The sequence below is a fragment of the Acinetobacter sp. RRD8 genome (genome assembly GCF_031844225.1).
GTDB lineage: Bacteria > Pseudomonadota > Gammaproteobacteria > Pseudomonadales > Moraxellaceae > Acinetobacter.
This window is the reverse complement of sequence record NZ_JAUZUU010000003.1, coordinates 108,779-128,010: the sequence shown is the minus strand read 5'-3', so window position 1 is coordinate 128,010 and position 19,232 is coordinate 108,779. Positions and strand designations below refer to the sequence as shown.

The following is a 19,232-nucleotide window of genomic DNA, read 5'->3' as shown; positions in this document are numbered from 1 at the left end:
TTATTCATTGTTATTCCTTTAAAACTTATGGCGCCGGCCCGATAAGAACCAAACTTCGCGGACGTTCCACATATCCCTCACGGCCATCTGGAATAATCTCAATCAAATCGATTTGTGTTGGTGTAATTCCAACCACACGACCATGATTAAGTCCCATATAGCTACCACGTTGAATCCGCTCAACCTCACCATCAGGCGTCTGGATTAAAGCCAGAATTTGTCCTGCCTGATTGCGCATACTGCCTTTCATGGTCAATGTTTCGAGCGGATAACTTTCTAGCGGTTGCAGTTGACGTGATAGGTTTGGATAAACCCGTTTCCCCGCCATAATTTTCAGTTCAGCAGCCAGAGAGCTTGGTAAAAAAGGGCTTTTGATCTGATGTGCTGCATAGTTGAAGGTTTCAACTGGCATAAAATCAGGAGCCGGTTCAATTGGCAAAGGTGGCTGATTACGAATATTAGCCATTTCCTGATTGACTGCATCAATGCGTGAATCGCATCCCAACAATAAAAACCCAAGTGTTAAAGCTGAAGTAATTTTAATGTTCTTCATTACTGCGCCCCCTGAGTAGTGCTATTAGCTTCAGGCTGTGCTGCAGCACCTTCAGCATTACCGACATAACGGTAAGTTTTGGCTTTTACCACATAATCAATGACTGGAATTTCAGATTTTTTCTCTTTATTTTCAGTACCGGTAATGGTGAAATCATGCAGCGTTACAATACGCGACAAGCCGGCAATACTGCTGACAAAAGAGCCAAAAGCGTGATAATCCCCAGTCGCTTCAATTGCAATCGGCTGTTCAATAAAGAACTCTTGTTTAATTTCAGGCTCTAGACGAATATTTTTAAACTTCAGGCCTGAATTCACACCGCTCAGGTTAATATCTTCAACCAGACCCGGAATCTCAGTTTCTTTCGGTAACTGTTCTAACTGCTGGTTAAAACGGGCTTCCATTTCCTGAAGCTGGATTTGATATTGTTGTAAGTTGCGTAATTTGGATTCTTTTTCACGGAATTCATTCAGCAGGTTTTGTTCCTGGGTACTGGCTTGTGAAATCGATTCAATCGTGCTTCTGATCATAACGAAGTAAATCACCGCAAATGCCAGCGCAGCAATAAAAATCCAGCAAGTAATTTTGACCGATAAAGGCCAGCTACCATAGTTATTTGGATCTAATGTATTGAATTGCTGAAAAAACTTTTCAACAGTCATTTTGTTTTTGGGTACAGCGACGACATCCTGGCTGAACTCATCGAATTCTTCATTACTCATGATGATGCCCCCGTAGTTGTAGCGACTGCTTGTTGTTCTTCGTTAAGTACTGGCTGAGCGATCTGATCCAGATCTACCGTCACGGTAAAACTACCATAGGACTCTTCCACACGTGGAATAATAGAGCTCGGTGCCTTTTCTTTTGCTTCTTCAGCCACCAGGAAAGCGTTCATAAAGGCATTTCGATACCAAGATGAAGCCTCCAGATTACGGAGCAGTTCTGCGACCGTATTTGGACTTTCAGCCCGACCTTCAATGGTAAACTTATCGCCAATACGCTGGAATTTGGTGATATACATATTGCTTGGGGTCACCCGTACAATTTCATCAATCAAATGCACCGCAATCGGACGCTGGGTTTGTAGGCCCTGAATCAGCTTCATCCGTTCAACAATAGCATTACGCTGTTCTTGCAAACCTTCAAGCGCCTTTAACTGCACATCCAGATTCTGGTTAGTACTTTGAATCAGCTGATTGGCCTGCTCCTGATCTTGAAGCTTGTGATCATAATAAAACCAGGTTGAACCCGCTGCCGCTAATCCCAAGAAAAGCGCCCCCACGCAGATTGCCACGAATTCATTATTTCTTTTAATTCTTAGCTCATCACGCCAAGGAAGTAAGTTAATTCTTGCCATTAATCAAAACTCCTTAATGCCAAACCGCATGCAACCATGAGTGATGACGCGTCATTTTCAATTTTTTTAATATCAATTTGAGGAGAAAAGCCCATTTGCAAAAATGGATTCGCGATCGTGACACGGTAACCGAGTTTTTGTTGTAATAATTTTGCCAGACCTGGAATATTGGCATTCCCGCCGGCCAGTAAAATATGGTCAATCTCATTAAACTGAGAAGATGAAAAGAAGAATTGTAATGAACGGGCTGCCTGTTGTACCACGGCATCCAAGAAGGGTTCTAGGACTTCAATATCATAATCATCCGGCAAGGCACGGGTTTTTTTAGCACGTCCAGCTTCTTCAAAGGATAATCCATAACGATTCTGAATTTCCTGAGTTAATTGCTTGCCGCCAAACACCTGCTCACGGGTATAAATAATCTTGTTGTTCTGCATCACTGACAAGGTCGTCATACTATGACCAATGTCTAAGATACCAACCGTATTGACCCCCATCGGTAAGGTATCCGAAAATACTTTAAAGGCATTTTCCAGCGCAAAACTTTCTACATCTGCAATCTTGGGCGTCAGACTGCTAATCTCTAAAACTTCAGAACGTGCTTCGACATTTTCAATTCGGGTAGCGACCAGCAGTACGTTGACCCGGTTCGGATTGGAAAGACGGTCTGGCAGAACTTCAAAATCCAGACTTGCTTCATCGAGTGGGAAAGGAATGTATTGTTCCGCATCTTCACGAATCTGAACTTCACGTTCGTCATCCGACATGTCTGCATCCATCTCAATGATTTTGGTGATGGCCATTGAAGTAGGAATCGCAAAAGCGGCCTGATTCGACTGGGTATTACCCAAATTGATTGCACGCCCAAGGGCATCAGCGACTGCTTCTGGGTTTAAGATGTTTTTTTCAACAACACTGTTTTCCGATAATGGGATCAAAGCATAGCTCTCTACCCAGTAACGGCCACTTTTTACAGAAAGTTCTAAAACCTTAACAGAAGTCGAACTAATATCGACTCCTATTAACCCCTTATTTGGTTTACGATATAACCTGCGCACAATACACTTCCTATTATTTTTTTGTCCCCAATTCAATCTAACTTACCAATTGGTCCAGTCTATAATTTTATATAGATACAATAACTCATCTAACAATATGGATATCGACAGGATATACTGACCGGTAATTAGTTCGCCATTAGCTCTTATTAAAACTTACTTGTTATGAAAAAGCTATCTTGTTCAGGCCTTGTTCATCCATTTTTTTTGATCATTATCATTATACTGATCTCAATTCCGATGGGTTTCTATGGCATGTATCTCTATATTGCCCCATCTTTGCCTGAAATGTCTACGCTTAAAAAGGCCCCTTTATTAAAGCCTTTACAAGTATTTAGTTCAGATAATGAATTAATTGCCGAATATGGAGGCAAGCTTTCTGTTCCCGTGAAATATGAACAAATTCCACCCGAGTTTATTCATGCTTTCCTCGCCGCTGAAGATTCCAGCTTTTTTGAGCATAGCGGGATCAGCTTTAAAAGCTTGGGACGCGCACTCAGTGAGACGGTGACCGGATCGGATGTACAGACCGGTGGTTCGACCATTACCATGCAAGTGGCAAAAAACTATTACCTTAGTCCTGAACGGACGCTGAAGCGCAAACTGACGGAAATTTTTCTGGCCCGTAAAATTGAGCAAAACTTAACTAAAGAAGAAATTCTGACCTTGTATGTCAATAAAATTTTCTTGGGAAAAAATGCTTACGGCATCGCAGCAGCAGCTAAAATTTACTATAACAAGAGCTTAGAAGAGCTTTCAATTGCACAAATGGCCATGATCTCTGGCCTACCTAAAGCACCTTCTCGATATAATCCGGTCGCCAATCCCAAGCGCGCCCTGGAACGTCGTAACTGGATTCTGGGCCGTATGCTGCAACTGGGCTATTTAAATCAGAGCCAGTATCAGCAAGCCATTGCTGAACCGGTAAATTTAGATATGCCTGACCGGAGTACCCGAAACAAATTCCCGTATGTCGGTGAAATGGTACGCTCTGAACTGGTACAAAATTTTGGTGAACAGGCGGTAGATTCCGGCTATAAAGTCTATACCACTATTCATAGTGAACGTCAGGCCTATGCGGAGCAAGCGGTACAAGAAGGCTTAGAGGCTTATGACCGTCGACATGGCTGGCGTGGTGCTGAAGCACATGATCAACCCCTCGACAAGTTCCGTGCCTATGCCAACACCTATCCTGCGCAAGTAACTCAGGTGGGTAATTCTAGTTTTGAAGCACTCATGCAGGACGGAAGCAGCGTGACTGTTCCCTGGTCAGGTATGTCCTGGGCACGTCGCTTTCGTAACGTCAACAGTGTAGGTGGCGCACCGAGCAAAGCGTCCGAAATTGTCAAAGTCAAAGACATTGTTCGTTTAAGACCCAATGAAAATAAAACCTCTTGGTCATTGGTGCAGATCCCCAATGTGCAAGGACAATTGATTGCCATCAATCCCAATAATGGTGCGATTGAGGCTATTGTCGGGGGATATAATTTTTATCAATCGAAATTTAACCGTGCAACCCAAGGCTGGCGTCAACCTGGTTCTACGATTAAGCCTTTTGTTTACGCACTGGCTTTAGAGCGTGGCATGACACCACATACCATGGTCAATGATGCACCCATTACCATTGGCAAATGGACGCCACGTAACTCGGATGGCCGTTATCTTGGTATGATTCCGCTACGTCGCGCACTTTATCTGTCACGTAATACAGTCTCAGTGCGCTTATTACAAGCCGTCGGGATTGAACGTACACGTCAGTTATTTATGGATTTTGGTTTACAAGACAGTCAGATTCCACGTAACTATACCATTGCCTTAGGTACCCCGCAGGTCCTCCCGATTCAGATGGCGACTGGCTATGCCACCTTTGCCAATGGCGGTTACCGAATCCAGCCGCACTTTATTACCCGCATTGAAGATGCTTATGGCAATACCATCTTTGAAGCCAAGCCTGAATATGCCTGTATTTCATGTATTAATGAAAAAGAAGAAACAGTTCAAGCCACTGACCCTATTACCGCAGATGACGAAGCAATTGCAATTAACAATACAACTTTAGAGCAAAAACAGCCTGCACCTAAAGTCTCTGCCGAAGACAGTAATTATCGTCAGGCACAGCGTATTTTAAAATCCAGCTCTGCCTATGACATGGCCAACATTTTGCGTGATGTGATTCAGCATGGTACTGGCCGGGCTGCATTAAGAATTGGTCGTGGTGATATCGGCGGGAAGACCGGTACCACGAACGATGCCAAAGACGCCTGGTTTGCAGGTTTCAATGGTAAGTTAGTCACTGTGACCTGGGTAGGCTTTGACCAGCCGACCACCTTAGGTCGTCGTGAATATGGTGGTGTGGCAGCTCTACCGATCTGGACCGATTTTATGGGCAAGGCATTAAAAGGCCAGCCGGAAGCATGGGTACGTTTAGACCGCAATGCTAAGGCACCGGTGAATCGCAACAAGGCGGTTCAGGCTGATGAGCAGCAGAATGATCCGTCTTCTCCGCCTCTGGCGACAGCGCTTTACCGTCCTGCACCTGTGGTCGTCCCGAAACGCACAGAAACTGACTTTGAGGATCTACCAGATCAACCGATTCGTTTACCAGATGATGAAAGTTCTGCACCACAAGAACAGCCTCTTCAGCCGAACCGGGTAGATTCTCTGGAAAATCTGATTGAAGAAGTCCAGTAATCTGACTGATATAAAAAAGCCCTCAGTTGAGGGCTTTTTTATATGCATTTTTTATTTTTTCTGGAACAGGTAAATCTGATATTGCGCCATCAATTTAAACTGATCCTGCTGTTCGAGTGCTAAACGGTGTTCCGGCTTGGCCTTATAAGCATATGGCGTCATCGCAATCAGGTTTTTTAAATCTGCCTGTGGTAAAACCATTGGGGCGTCAATCACCTGCTCACTAATCAAGTTAAACTCATCTTGCAACTGCTCCACAAACTTCTGCGGCTCGTGTGGTTTCACTTCCTCAAATAAAGCCTCACGCATGGCATATAAATGTTGTGGTGCCGGCGTCACTACCATCAAATAAGATTTTGGTTTTAGGACTCGTAGGATTTCCTGTTTGGGAATCGGACTAAACAAGCTGGTGCAGAGATCAATTGATTCATTCAGTACTGGCAAGGTTGCCCCGGTTCCCACGACCCAAGTAATATCTTTATTCAGTTTGGCAGCCACCTGAACTGCATTTTTGGCAATATCGACCCCCACACATTGCAGCACTTCGGCCTGCATGGCATTGGTGTAATAGCCTTCCCCACAACCAATATCCAAAAGGTTCTCAATCCGCAACTTGCGAATCTTTTCCACGACAGCCTGTTGCAAAGGCGCATAATAACCTGCGCTGAGAAATGCGCGACGTGCCTGCACAGACTCAGGCGTATCTCCCGGGTTTTTGCTGTGCTTGTGCTGAACCACATGCAGGTTCACATAGCCTTGTTTGGCGACATCGTAACTATGATGATTCTCACAGCGCCATGTTCTTTCATTTAAGCTCAACTGCTGGCGACAGACTGGGCACATGAGTAAATTCATCATTTTCTCCAAAACAAAAAAGCCGGCATGCGCCGACTTTTTCTCATGCATTTCTTAACGCAATTTTAAGGTCATTAGACCCAAAACTACCAGCATAATCGTAATAATCCAGAAACGGATCACCACTTGGGTTTCACGCCAGCCTTTCTTTTCATAATGATGATGTAGCGGCGCCATCAGGAATACACGCTTATTGCGCATTCTTAATGAACCAATCTGCAGGAAGACTGAAACCGCTTCCACCACAAAGACACCGGCCATAATCGCAAATACGATTTCCTGACGAACCATGACGGCAATCGTACCCAGCATCGCACCAAGAGATAAAGCACCGACATCACCCATAAATACTTGAGCCGGATGGGCATTATACCAAAGGAAAGCCAGACCTGCTCCGATCATGGCAGCACAGACCACCACCAGTTCAGACGAATATTTCACATAAGGAATATGCAGATAATTGGCAAAGCGCACATCACCGGCCAGATAGGCAAATACGCCCAGACCCGTAGCAACCAGCACGATTGGCATAATCGCCAGACCATCCAGACCATCAGTCAAGTTCACGGCATTGGATGCGCCATTAATCACGAAGTAAGTGAAAATAATGAAGCCAATACCCAACGGGATCATCGACAATGGAATGCTTAGGTCTTTAAAGAATGGAATCAGCAGATCCAGCATATTCGCGGTATGCACCGGATTGGTCTGTTGCTGTGCAATGACATACAAAGCAATACCAGCACCCAAAGAACCAACTGAAGTCCAGAAGAATTTTTTCTTCGCAGGCAAACCCGCATTGTCTTTATAACGGATTTTAATCCAGTCATCGGCCCAGCCAACGGCACCGAAAATCACCATCACACCCAGCACAATCCAGACATAAGGATTGGAAAGATCTGCCCAGAGTAGAGTTGAGATACCAATCGAAAGCAGGATCAGCACCCCGCCCATGGTCGGCGTGCCCATTTTCTTAGCATGGTTTTCAGGGGCATACGAGCTGACTGCCTGACCATATTTCAGCGCCTGAAGCTTGCGAATCATTACAGGACCGAGCACCAGACCGATGGTCAATGCCGTCAAGACACTGAGCAAAGCACGTAAAGTTAAATAACGAACCACCTGAAACGTGCTGTCAAAGCCCGCCAAATGTTCAAAGAGCCATAACAGCATTTAGAGTTTCTCCATCAATGCAGCCATCAATGTTTCCATATGGGTAAAACGCGACCCTTTAAACAGGAATGACATCGGCTGAGGTTGATGTGTTTCAATCAAACGAATTAAAAACGGTAATGCCTGCTCCTGATTCAGGAAAGCCTGCATTTTTTTACCATATTGTGTACTACGAGCACCTTCTTGTGCGGCAGGCGCAAATTCACCTACAGCCACCACAAAATTAATGCCTTTCACCGAGACCAGATCCCGACCGAGCTTGTAATGCTCGATTGCGGCAGATGAACCGAGTTCACCAATATCGCCGGTGACCATCACCCGGATGCCCTGCTGCTGCGCCAGAACTTCAGCCGCTGCACGCATCGAACCCGGATTGGCATTGTAGGTGTCGTCAATAAATAAATAGTCTTTGTACGGAATAAAGTTCAGACGACCTTTCGCACCCACGGCCTGTTCCAGACCGGCCACGATATCATCCAGACCAATACCGATCGCCAGGGCAAAAGCTGCTGCTGCGGTCGCATTTTCAACATTATGCTCACCGGCAAACGGCAACTGAACTGTTTTGGAGCCTTGTGCTGTATTCAGGGTAAAGCTTGAAGATTGAGCTTCAAGTACTACATCGCTGGCATAGACTTCACCACCAGCACCAAAACTTAAGCTTTTTTCAGTTCTTACTGCGGCACGAATGACTTCAGCAAAATCATCTGCAGCAGGAATAATTGAGGTTTCAGAGATATGCGCATAAATCTCGGATTTCGCGCGGCAAATCCCGTCACGACCGCCAAATTCACCTAAATGCGCAGTCCCGATATTAATGATCCCCGCCACATGCGGCTGCACCATTTTTGAAGTGTAATCAATTTCACCCTGATGACTTGCACCGAGCTCCATGACTGCATATTGATGTTCAGGACGTAGCTCCAGCAACATTACCGGCACACCAAGGTCATTATTCAAATTACCACGTGTCACCAAGGTCGGTGCCAGACGCGACAGAATGCTTCCCAGCATTTCTTTAGTCGTGGTCTTGCCACTACTGCCGGTCAAGGCAATGACTTTGAGTTGAGGATTCTGCTGACGGCGATAAGCACCTAACTGTCCAAGTGCCAGACGGGTATCTTCTACCACCAACTGGCAAATATCAGCATCCACCGGACGGCTGACAATGGCAATTTCACAACCTTGAGCCGCCACTTGCGCAATAAAGTCATGCGCGTCAAAACGCTCTCCTTTCAGCGCCAGAAAAGCATCACCTGCTTCTGCATCACGTGAATCAGTCAAAATCCGCTTGATCTGACCTGCAGGCTTTTTATCATTCAACCAGTAGCCTTGAGTAGCCTGCTGTAATTGTTCTATGCTCCACGGCTCCAGCGCCGCAGTACTTGTTGTTGAGGTATGCATATCTGAATCCTAATGCGCTGAATAGGCTGAATCTGTGTTGCAATGCTGAGCATCAATCGCAGCTTGCACTTCGATCACGTCATCAAACCAGTGACGTACGCCATCAATTTCCTGATAATTTTCGTGCCCCTTCCCTGCAATCACGACAATATCACCCGCCTGTGCGTGTTTAACCGCAAACTTGATCGCTTCACGACGGTCATGAATTTCATGATAGATTTTGCCGGAAAAGTCGATATCATTTTTCATATCAGCAAAAATTTGTGCCGGATCTTCGGTTCTTGGGTTATCAGAAGTGAGTACTGCGATATCTGAACCCTCCAATGCTGCCAGAGTCATCAGTGGACGTTTACCACGGTCACGGTCGCCACCACAGCCGAAGACTGCCCAGAGATTTTGTGAAACATGACGTTTCAAGGTCACCAGAACCTGAGTCAGGGCATCCGGGGTATGGGCATAATCCACCACAAACAGGCGCTCTCCATCACGCAGCACCTGCATCCGACCGGGCGCACCTTTGAGCTGTGGTACAGACGCAATCAAACTGTTCAGGTCAAACCCAGCCTGCTCCACCATAATCAGACTGGCGACCAGATTTTCAATATTGAAATGGCCCAGCAATGGACTGTTAACCATATATTCAGCAGAAGCAGTTTTTAGTTTAAAGGTCGCACCTGAAATGCTGTACTGAATATCCTGAACCTGATAATCCGCTTTTTGCTTGGTGGAATAAGTCAAAATTTTAGGCTGTGCCGGATTAGTTTGTGCAGCATCCAGCATGATCTGTGCATGTTCATCATCGATATTGATGACAGCCACTTTTAACGATTCAAAACGGAATAAACCTGACTTTGCTTCTGCATAAGCTTGTAACGTACCGTGATAATCCAGATGATCACGACTCAAATTGCTGTAACCCGCAATCTCGATATCACAACCATTCAAGCGGCCTTGTTCCAGACCATGCGAACTGGCTTCAATCGAGGCAAATTCTGCACCGGCCTGTGCATAGCCATGCAAGGCATTTTGCAGTTGCAAGGCATCCAGGGTGGTATGCGACGATGCTTCCAGATTTGGCAAAATCCCATTACCTGTGGTACCCATCACTGCACAAGCTTTGCCTTGCAGCATGATGAATTCAGCCACCAAGCGAGAAATCGTGGTTTTACCATTGGTGCCGGTGACTGCAAGAATACGCGCAGCCGTAACGGGTTGGGTTGCTTGTAAATACTGCTTTTGCCATTGCCCCATTAGATGACGTACATCTGTCACCACCAAATTGGGAGATACATCCAGTTCAGTTTCTGAAATCACGGCCAATGCACCGTGCTCTAAAGCTTTCTGGGCGAATTGCACGGTTTTTTCTGACTGTGACAGGCTGGTCAGGGCAATAAAAATTTGTCCCGGTTTAACTTTACGACTATCCAGCTCGAAGCCCTGAAAGGATTGCTTCATCCAGTCAGCGACATCGTGAGGGGTGTAGAGATCTTGAAATGTAATAGACATTGATCACCTATTTACTGGACTTTGGGAGGTTCTAAAGGTTTGTCCAGAGGGACATTCAGCAGACGCAAGGATTCCTGCATCACGCGGGCAAAGACTGGTGCAGATACCGTACCGCCATAGTAGGTGCCTTGTGGATTTTCTACCACCACCACCATGGCGATCCGTGGATCACTGACTGGTGCCACGCCGGCAAATAATGCACGGTATTCATTGGTCGAATAACCTTTACGGTCGGCACGCAATTTATGTGCAGTACCGGTTTTACCGGCTACGCGATAACCTGGGATGGTAGCGCGAGTCGCCGTACCACCTGGCAAGGTTGCGGTTTCCATCATCAGCAGGACCTGATCGGCAATATTGGCATCAATCATCTGCTCACCCTGCGGCTGTTCTTCCAGCTTGTACAGGCTCAGCGGCATTTTCACGCCTTTATTGGCCAGCATGGCATAGGCATCAGCTAGCTGAAGTACCGTCGCGTTCAGACCATAACCATAGGACATAGTCGCCACTTCTGATACATTCCATTTGCTTGGTGGAAGAATCAAACCGGCACTTTCACCCGGGAATTTCACCGCTGAACGCTGACCAAAACCCAGACGTTTATAGAAGGTTGGTAAGGTTTCATACGGCAACGATAAGGCCAGTTTTGCCACACCAACGTTAGAGGATTTCTGTAGAATGCCGCCGAGTGTCAACTGACCATAGTTATGCGTATCACGAATGGTATGATTACCAACCCGCATACTGCCCGGTGTGGTATTCACGACTGAATTCGCCGTATATTTGCCACTTTCCAAGGCCATCGCTACAGTGAGCGGCTTCATGGTCGAGCCCGGCTCGAAAGAATCGACTGCACCGCGGTTACGCATGGCATCCTTATTGAGCAGGCTGTTTTTATCATTCGGGTTATAGGATGGCCATGATGACAGCGCCAGAATTTCACCGGTTTTGACATCTACCGCAATCGCAGTCGCTGAACGGGCATTATTGGCAACTCCGGCCGCAGTCAGCTCACGGTACATGATATATTGCAGACGCGAGTCGATACTTAAGGTAATATTTTCGCCCGGTTCAACTTCTTTAATCACTTCCGGTTCTTTGACCCGGTTACCTTTTTTATCGCGAATGATCTGCTGTTCGCCATCCTTTCCGGAAAGACGGCTATTCAGCTGCATTTCCAGACCTTCAATGCCGCTGCCTTCGCTATTGGTCAGGCCAATAATCTGAGAGTTCGGCTGTGGCTGCGGATAATAGCGCTTATAGTTTTTCTCGGTATATACGCCCTGAAAATTACGCTTCATGATCAGTTCGGCCTGTTGTGGCGGAACTTCTTTTTTCAGGATCAGATAACGTGAACGCGGACGTTCTTGCATTTTTTTGCGCAATTCTGCCCGATCCATACCGACTGCATCCGCCAGCTCATCCAGATTCAGGTTTTTATCCGGTAACTGACGTTTCAGTTTACGGCTATTCGGCTCTTTTTCCAGCGCCAGCATGGTTTCATCATAAAGTTTTTTATTGTCAAAATAATCACGTGGATCAATCACAATTTTCATGATTGGGGTACTGATCGCCAATGGAATGCCATTACGATCATAAATTACGCCACGCATCGCCTTGATGGTATTGGTTCTTAAAATATTGGCATTGGCTTTATTTTGCAAAAAATCTTTATTAATAATCTGTACATAGAAAGCACGGCAAATCAGTGTCACGAAACACAGCAGCACCACCGCCCACATGATGTAAAAACGATTGATATAAACATTTGAGGCATTTTTGTCGGTGACCGATTGTTTTTTACGTACCGGTTGCTTCTTTCTCTTGTCTACCATGTCGGAACGCTAGCCTTATTTTTTCTCATCTGAAGTTTGTGGTAAGGAAATCACGACACTTTGTGAAACCGGAGGTGAATACATACGCAGCTGTGTCACTGCACGCGTACCGATCTGTGCCGTCGCGCCAAAAGTTTGCTGCTCAATCAGCAAACGCCCCCACTCTGCATTCAGGTCATCCCTTTCACGCAGATAGGTACTCAGCTTTCTGTTATCCTGACGGTATTCAAATACCTGAAATACCACAAATACTGCACTGATGAAGACCATCAGTATCAGCATGAGATAGATTGTAACTTTTTTCAGCCACAATTTTTCTGTTTTTTTATCAACCACTTCCGTTTTCATGATCTGCCTATTAAGCTAAACGTTCTGCTACCCGGAGCCATGCGCTACGTGAACGAGGATTGGCTTTGACCTCCTCATCACTGGCTTTAACACGAGAAACTTTCTTTAAACGTCGCGTATCTTTCTGTTGTTGTGGCATTCCCCAGCCTGAATCCTCTTCAAGCGTTGACTCTTTTTGAATAAATTGTTTAATCAAACGGTCTTCCAGTGAATGGAAGCTAATCACCGCCAAACGTGCTTCAGGTTTCAAGATTTCAACGGCCTGAGGCAAGAAGATTTCAATATCTTCTAATTCCTTATTAATAGCAATACGAATCGCCTGGAAAGTACGGGTCGCAGCATGCTTATTTTTTTCCCATTTCGGGTGTGCTACTTTTACAATCTCAGCCAGCTTTGCCGTGGTATCAATATATCCAGCAGCTTTAATCGCTTTGGCAATACGGCGACTATAACGCTCTTCACCATATTTAAAAATGATATTCGCCAACGCTTCTTCTTCAATCTGGGTCAGCCATTCTGCTGCAGTTGGACCTTGCGAGTTATCCATGCGCATATCCAGCGGGCCATCTTTCATAAAACTGAAACCACGTTCAGCCTGATCCAGCTGCGGTGAAGAAACACCAAGATCCGCCATCACCCCATCAACCTGTTCAATGCCCAGTTCAGCCAAGGCATCTTTCAGATCAGCAAAGCTGGCATGGATAATTTTAAAACGTGAATCTTCTTGTTCGAGTTCAGCTGCTACAGCCAGTGCTTGTGGATCTTTATCAAAGGCATAGACGCGTGCATTTTCATCTAATTTGGACAGCAATAAACGCGTATGTCCACCACGGCCAAAGGTCCCATCCACATAAGTTCCCGTATTGCGACCCGCCAACAAGGCATCAATCGTTTCGTGAAGTAATACAGAAATATGTGACATAAAAACTCAATCAATAGGGGGAAAAATTTAACTGCACATTATCACCCTGTTTAGACAAAGCTCCAAACGACTTTTTGTAGATAAATATTACTTTCCATAGAGAAAACCGTTTTAGCATTTTTCTCATACAAAAAAGCCTCCAAAAACCGGAGGCTTTTTTCAATCCAGATGACTTCGCAGATCAATTAACGTTTGCTGTTATAAATCTGGTCAAAGATTGCACCATTCACAAAATGGGTTTTCTGTGCATTGGCCCAGCCACCAAAGACTTCATCAATGGTAAAGGTTTTGATTTTCGGGAACTGCGCCGAATATTTGGCTAATACTTTTTCATTACGCGGACGATAGAAATGTTTAGCTGCCATTTCCTGACCCAATGGTGAATACAGGTAATTGATATAACCTGTTGCCAACCATTTATTGCCATTTTTCTCCACGGTACGATCCACAATCGCCACTGACGGTTCAGTCAAAATCGTAATTGATGGATAGACGATATCAAACTTGTTTTTACCTAAGGTCTTTTGCGTGACCAAGGCTTCATTTTCCCAAGTCAGCAATACATCGCCAATCCCACGCTCGGCAAAGGTGGTCATTGAAGCACGGGCAGCAGAATCCATCACTTTCACGTTCTTATAAAGCTTGCCGACAAATTCCTGTGCTTTGGCTTTATTACCGCTTGGCTGTTTCTCGGCATAACCCCATGCAGACAGATACACCCAACGCGGCAAACCACCCGTTTTCGGGTTCGGCGTAATAATTTGTACGCCTGGTTTGGTCAAGTCATTCCAGTCCTTGATACCTTTCGGATTACCTTTACGTACCATGAATACGATCGTCGAGGTATAAGGTGCCGAGTTATGTGGGAATTCCTTTTGCCAGCCCGGCTGAATCTGACCAGATTTCACAATTTCTTCGATGTCGTTGGCCAGCGCCAAAGTCACCACATCACCTTTCAGACCATCGACCACAGAACGTGCCTGTTTACCCGAACCGCCATGTGACTGCTTGAAATTCACATCCAGACCGGTGCGGTTTTTCCAGTAAGCGCCAAATGATTTGTTAAATTCATCATAGAACTCACGCGTGGCATCATAGGATACATTCAGAAACTGACGGTCTGCTGCTTGTGAAGCAGTCGCGGTCATGCCTAAACCAGTCGCCAATAAGGCAGCACTAAATAACGATTTTAATTGAATTTTCATGGCAGCACAGAGTTTATCTTCATTAGATATAACTATATGAAATAAAATCATTTATCGCAATTCACCCTACAACATCACAACACGATAAAATAAAAGGTTTTTCTGTATTAATATTTTGTTTTTAAAAGGAAAATACTATTTATTATTCTACTTATATCTAATATATAGAATTTTATGCATTAGATATAAAGAAAATGGATAACACTTTAGCCATTTTCTTTATTTTATTTAGACTACCGCTTACTTATCTTTTTTCATTATAAATCTGGTCATAAATCGCCCCATTCACAAAATGTGTTTTTTGCGCTTTGGCCCAACCACCAAAGACTTTATCAATGGTAAAGGTCTGGATTTTCGGGAACTGAGCCGAATATTTGTTAGCGACTTTGGCATCCCGCGGACGGAAGAAATATTTCGCAGCAAGCTCCTGCCCTTTCGGTGAATATAAATAGTTCAAATAGCCTTTTGCCAGATGGGTATTACCATTTTTATTCACGTTCTTATCGACAATCGCTACCGATGGCTCGGCCAGAATTGAAATGGATGGATAGACGATATCGTACTTATCTTTACCCAGACCTTGGGTCGCCAGCAAGGCTTCATTTTCCCAGGATAAAAGCACATCACCAATACCGCGCTCGGCAAACGTCGTCAGTGAACCACGCGCACCGGAGTCGAGTACTTTGACATTTTGATAAAGTTTTTTCACCAGCTCTCTGGCTTTCGCATCATTACCGCCCGGTTGTTTCAGTGCATAACCCCAAGCAGACAGGTAGATCCAACGAGGTGCACCACCGGTTTTCGGGTTTGGGGTAATAATGTCCACACCCGCTTTGGTCAGATCATTCCAGTCTTTGATTTGCTTTGGATTCCCTTTACGCACCAAGAATACAATCGTAGACGTATAAGGTGCCGAATTACTCGGAAACTCTTTTTGCCAGCCTTTCGCGATTAAACCTGCATTGACGATTTCTTCGATATCATTGGCCAAAGCCAAAGTCACCACATCGGCCTGCAAACCATCGACCACTGAACGCGCCTGCTTGCCTGAGCCACCATGCGACTGTTTAAAATTAACCGTTTGTCCGGTTTTCTGCTTCCAAAATTTGCCAAATTCTTCGTTATATTCCTGATAAAATTCACGGGTCGGGTCATAAGAGACATTCAGGAAATCTTTGGCAATGGAATTCTGTACTGCTGTTCCCACTATAATTGTCAAGATTGCGGATGCTATTATTTTTTTCATTTGATATAACTCATTGTTTATATGACCTGCACTATACAAATCAAAAATAAACATAACAATCATATATTTATAACAATATCTACAATCTATTTCTGATTTTGAGATATCTTCTAACAATTAAATCCGGATACATATTCTGCTAGAAAAGTAATCTTCTGCTACAATATAAGACAGTTCTTCACGTTCTCTTCACAGTTGTCTGTTAAAAATAGGCCACCAAAACAGGAAATTACGATTTTTGGTAATTTTCCACAGAGTTATATTATTTCTTTTGTAAAAAATGTGACTTGGTTCTACTTCTTTATGATCAACTGTGATTAAATTGTAGACAGAGTATTAAAAAAACATTTTTAACAAAATAAAACCAACCAGAAGTAAGGAGGAAGTTTGGATATGAAATTTACATTATTCACAGCCAGCATCCTAAGCCTGATTATGTTGTTCTCGATTCAACTCGGTCATGCCGTCGTTGTGAAGACAGACTTGCCGAAGCCTACAGTAAGCACTGTTGAAAGCAAGACTTCGCCGATTGAAAAAGCGATTCAGCAACAAAAAACTGAAAAAACACTTCAAACAGAAGATAATCTAAAAGTCTTGACTGCATTTAAAGTCGCACCTTCGCAAAATTTCTTTGCAGAACAGAATTACCGCTTCACCCGCTTTGTCCAAAGTATTTTTTCGAGTGCTCATTCTTAATCAGCATCAACAGCGCTGAATATTCCCGGATTTAAAAGCCACATCATTCAATGTTGAATAAAGCATTAAGTGATGTGGCTTTTTCGCTATAATAGCTGCAATTTTATATCTAAGATTAGATCCGGCTATGACTGTTCGTACTCGTATTGCACCTTCTCCTACTGGTTTTCCGCATGTAGGTACTGCCTATATCGCCTTGTTTAACTTATGTTTTGCTAAACAGCATGGCGGTGAATTCATTCTTCGTATTGAAGATACTGACCAACTGCGTTCAACGCCTGAATCTGAAAAAATGATCCTGGATTCATTACGCTGGCTGGGTCTAAACTGGTCTGAAGGTCCTGATGTCGGTGGCCCACATGCGCCGTACCGCCAGTCAGAACGTATGGATATCTATAAAAATTATGCCTTGGAACTGGTAGAGAAAGGCCATGCCTTCTACTGTTTCGCAACTGCAGAAGAACTGGATCAAATGCGTGCAGAACAGCAGGCACGTGGTGAGTCACCACGTTATGACGGTCGCAGTCTGAATCTTTCTCAAGAAGAAGTGGAGCGTCGTTTGGCCGCTGGTGAACCACATGTGATTCGCATGAAAGTACCGACTGAAGGTGTATGTAAATTCAATGACATGCTGCGTGGCGAAGTGGAAATTCCATGGGCGCAAGTAGACATGCAAATCCTGCTGAAAACCGATGGCCTACCAACCTACCACTTGGCTAACGTAGTAGATGATCATTTGATGCAAATCACCCACGTAATTCGTGGTGAAGAATGGATTCCATCTGCGCCGAAACATCAGTTGCTGTATCAATATTTCGGTTGGGACATGCCGGTACTCTGCCACATGCCACTGCTGCGTAACCCGGATAAATCTAAGCTGTCTAAACGTAAAAACCCGACCTCAATTAACTATTACAGAGACATCGGTGTACTGCCTGAAGCCTTGTTGAACTACTTGGGTCGTATGGGCTGGTCAATGCCAGATGAAAGTGAAAAATTCACTTTGGCTGAAATGATTGAACATTTTGATATCAAACGTGTATCCCTCGGTGGTCCGATCTTTGATGTTGAGAAATTGAACTGGTTAAATGGTCAATGGATCAAGGCACTCAGCCCGGCTGAACTTCTAGATACCTTATTGGCCTGGAAAGCGGATCGTGCCAAGTTAGAAGAAATTGCAGCTGCGATTCAACCGCGTATTAACCTGCTGTCTGAAGCGGTAAATTGGTCGGCACATTATTTTAACCATTTCCCGACCCTGTCTAAAGAACAGTTTGAAAGCAAGAAACTGTCGGATGAACAGGTACGTCAAAGTCTTCAATTCGCAATTTGGCGTTTAGAAAGCCTGTTCACCTGGAATAACGACACAGTGAGCCAGACCTTGATGGACCTGGCGACGCAAATGGAAATCAAGTTGCGCGACTTCATGCCTGCGTTCTTTATTGCGATCGCCGGTTCGACTGCATCTACACCAGTGATGCAAACGATGGTGACCATTGGTCCTGATTTAACCTTTGCACGTTTACGTCATGCGCTGGAAATTGTCGGTGGTCCAAGCAAAAAAGAGCTGAAAATCTGGGAAAAACTCAATGAAAGCTTAAAGTTGCCGAAAAATGAAGCAGTTGATCAAGCTTAATTAATTTTTGTGTTGACGTGTGAGCGCGATATCCCTAATATAGCGCTCACACAGACTGGGGTCATAGCTCAGTTGGTAGAGCGCTACAATGGCATTGTAGAGGTCAGGAGTTCGATCCTCCTTGACTCCACCAAATCAAGTCTTGCTTTAGCTGTGTTATTTGCCTCAATTGTCCCTATCGTCTAGAGGCCTAGGACATCGCCCTTTCACGGCGGTAACCGGGGTTCGAATCCCCGTAGGGACGCCATATTCAAGATGACCATAATATATTGTTGTCATCTTATAAAAAACCCAAGCATTGCGACTTGGGTTTTTTATTGCCTGTATATTTTATGTTGGGCAATATTTCGGTTTCTTCGCATCTTCCGATAAAATAATCAGTAATTTAGAATTTTGGAGTTGTAATGCAATATCGTTGCCCTAAGTGTCAAAGCCCGAAAATCATGCCAGTGGCCCAGCCAGGTCAAGCAGCTCCACGTCCAGTGGTTCCTAAAAGCTTAATGTTTCTGGTCCCTGCCCTGTTCCTGTTATTATTACTGGTCATTATTAGCATCGCGATGTGGATTTTTGGCGATGGTGCAGGTACCACTTTACAGACTGCGACTGTGATCGTCTTTATTCTTTCTTTGATCGCAGGTTTTATGTTCTATAAAGATCTACCTGATTTTAAAATTTCAATGCAGGCATTCATGCAAACACAAAAGAAATGGAAATGCCGTGAATGTAATCATGAGTGGGAAATCTAAT

Annotated in this window: 17 protein-coding genes and 2 tRNA genes; 6 read left to right on the top strand and 13 right to left on the bottom strand. The window is 44.6% G+C overall.

Features of this window, described 5'->3' with window-relative positions:
- Positions 1 to 25: 25 nt before the first annotated feature.
- Genes Q9R24_RS04735 through Q9R24_RS04720 form a run of 4 tightly spaced genes read right to left on the bottom strand, consistent with a single transcriptional unit; the run spans position 26 to position 2,968 of the window.
- Complete coding sequence (locus tag Q9R24_RS04735; protein ID WP_004732447.1) at positions 26 to 553, bottom strand: pilus assembly protein PilP; 528 nt, start codon at positions 551 to 553, stop codon at positions 26 to 28.
- The gene (locus tag Q9R24_RS04730; RefSeq protein WP_004644950.1) at positions 553 to 1,275 is read right to left on the bottom strand and encodes a type 4a pilus biogenesis protein PilO; all 723 of its coding nucleotides are present in this window, start codon (positions 1,273 to 1,275) and stop codon (positions 553 to 555) included. Before Q9R24_RS04730 ends, Q9R24_RS04735 begins: the two co-directional genes overlap by 1 nt.
- Entirely contained in the window at positions 1,272 to 1,910 is a 639-nt protein-coding gene (locus Q9R24_RS04725; RefSeq protein ID WP_004281141.1) for a PilN domain-containing protein, read from the bottom strand. The genes Q9R24_RS04730 and Q9R24_RS04725 overlap by 4 nt, the downstream gene beginning before the upstream one ends.
- Positions 1,910 to 2,968 carry a pilus assembly protein PilM gene (locus Q9R24_RS04720; RefSeq protein WP_148334335.1) on the bottom strand — a complete coding sequence of 353 codons (1,059 nt, stop codon included), beginning with the start codon at positions 2,966 to 2,968 and terminating at the stop codon, positions 1,910 to 1,912. Before Q9R24_RS04720 ends, Q9R24_RS04725 begins: the two co-directional genes overlap by 1 nt.
- Before the next feature lie 165 nt (positions 2,969 to 3,133).
- Between Q9R24_RS04720 and ponA the strand changes: the two genes are divergently transcribed.
- Entirely contained in the window at positions 3,134 to 5,659 is a 2,526-nt protein-coding gene (gene ponA / locus Q9R24_RS04715) for a penicillin-binding protein PBP1a (RefSeq protein ID WP_311203816.1), read from the top strand.
- A gap of 51 nt (positions 5,660 to 5,710) precedes the next feature.
- On the opposite strand, the gene Q9R24_RS04710 is transcribed toward ponA, so the two are convergent.
- The 9 genes from Q9R24_RS04710 to Q9R24_RS04670 form a co-directional block, all read right to left on the bottom strand.
- Entirely contained in the window at positions 5,711 to 6,514 is an 804-nt protein-coding gene (locus tag Q9R24_RS04710; RefSeq protein ID WP_005108509.1) for a putative RNA methyltransferase, read from the bottom strand.
- Positions 6,515 to 6,568: 54 nt separating this feature from the next.
- Positions 6,569 to 7,687, bottom strand: a complete 1,119-nt coding sequence (gene mraY / locus Q9R24_RS04705) for a phospho-N-acetylmuramoyl-pentapeptide-transferase (RefSeq protein ID WP_004644946.1) — start codon at positions 7,685 to 7,687, stop codon at positions 6,569 to 6,571.
- Positions 7,688 to 9,091, bottom strand: coding sequence for a UDP-N-acetylmuramoyl-tripeptide--D-alanyl-D-alanine ligase (gene murF, locus Q9R24_RS04700; protein WP_311203815.1), 1,404 nt, complete (start codon positions 9,089 to 9,091; stop codon positions 7,688 to 7,690).
- Positions 9,092 to 9,100: 9 nt separating this feature from the next.
- Entirely contained in the window at positions 9,101 to 10,597 is a 1,497-nt protein-coding gene (locus tag Q9R24_RS04695; protein ID WP_311203814.1) for a UDP-N-acetylmuramoyl-L-alanyl-D-glutamate--2,6-diaminopimelate ligase, read from the bottom strand.
- 11 nt (positions 10,598 to 10,608) lie between these two features.
- The gene (gene ftsI / locus Q9R24_RS04690; protein WP_311203813.1) at positions 10,609 to 12,432 is read right to left on the bottom strand and encodes a penicillin-binding protein PBP3; all 1,824 of its coding nucleotides are present in this window, start codon (positions 12,430 to 12,432) and stop codon (positions 10,609 to 10,611) included.
- A 15-nt stretch (positions 12,433 to 12,447) separates the two neighbouring features.
- Positions 12,448 to 12,714 (bottom strand): cell division protein FtsL, encoded by a 267-nt coding sequence (ftsL, locus tag Q9R24_RS04685; RefSeq protein WP_370940785.1) that lies wholly within the window; start codon positions 12,712 to 12,714, stop codon positions 12,448 to 12,450.
- Between the two features lie 76 nt (positions 12,715 to 12,790).
- The gene (gene rsmH / locus Q9R24_RS04680; protein WP_085064331.1) at positions 12,791 to 13,702 is read right to left on the bottom strand and encodes a 16S rRNA (cytosine(1402)-N(4))-methyltransferase RsmH; all 912 of its coding nucleotides are present in this window, start codon (positions 13,700 to 13,702) and stop codon (positions 12,791 to 12,793) included.
- A gap of 185 nt (positions 13,703 to 13,887) precedes the next feature.
- A complete protein-coding gene (locus tag Q9R24_RS04675; RefSeq protein WP_311203812.1) occupies positions 13,888 to 14,907 on the bottom strand; it encodes a sulfate ABC transporter substrate-binding protein in 1,020 nt (339 codons plus the stop codon).
- A gap of 244 nt (positions 14,908 to 15,151) precedes the next feature.
- A complete protein-coding gene (locus Q9R24_RS04670) occupies positions 15,152 to 16,153 on the bottom strand; it encodes a sulfate ABC transporter substrate-binding protein (protein WP_311203811.1) in 1,002 nt (333 codons plus the stop codon).
- Positions 16,154 to 16,546: 393 nt separating this feature from the next.
- Here Q9R24_RS04670 and Q9R24_RS04665 point away from each other — a divergent pair, with 393 nt between their 5' ends.
- From Q9R24_RS04665 to Q9R24_RS04645, 5 genes are all read left to right on the top strand, one after another.
- A complete protein-coding gene (locus Q9R24_RS04665; RefSeq protein ID WP_004281126.1) occupies positions 16,547 to 16,849 on the top strand; it encodes a hypothetical protein in 303 nt (100 codons plus the stop codon).
- Positions 16,850 to 16,976: 127 nt separating this feature from the next.
- The gene (gltX, locus tag Q9R24_RS04660) at positions 16,977 to 18,485 is read left to right on the top strand and encodes a glutamate--tRNA ligase (protein WP_311203810.1); all 1,509 of its coding nucleotides are present in this window, start codon (positions 16,977 to 16,979) and stop codon (positions 18,483 to 18,485) included.
- A gap of 57 nt (positions 18,486 to 18,542) precedes the next feature.
- Positions 18,543 to 18,618 (top strand) — tRNA-Ala (locus Q9R24_RS04655).
- Positions 18,619 to 18,656: 38 nt separating this feature from the next.
- Positions 18,657 to 18,732: transfer RNA gene (locus Q9R24_RS04650), tRNA-Glu, on the top strand.
- Between the two features lie 157 nt (positions 18,733 to 18,889).
- Positions 18,890 to 19,231, top strand: a complete 342-nt coding sequence (locus Q9R24_RS04645) for a membrane protein (RefSeq protein WP_004281123.1) — start codon at positions 18,890 to 18,892, stop codon at positions 19,229 to 19,231.
- Position 19,232: the final 1 nt, after the last annotated feature.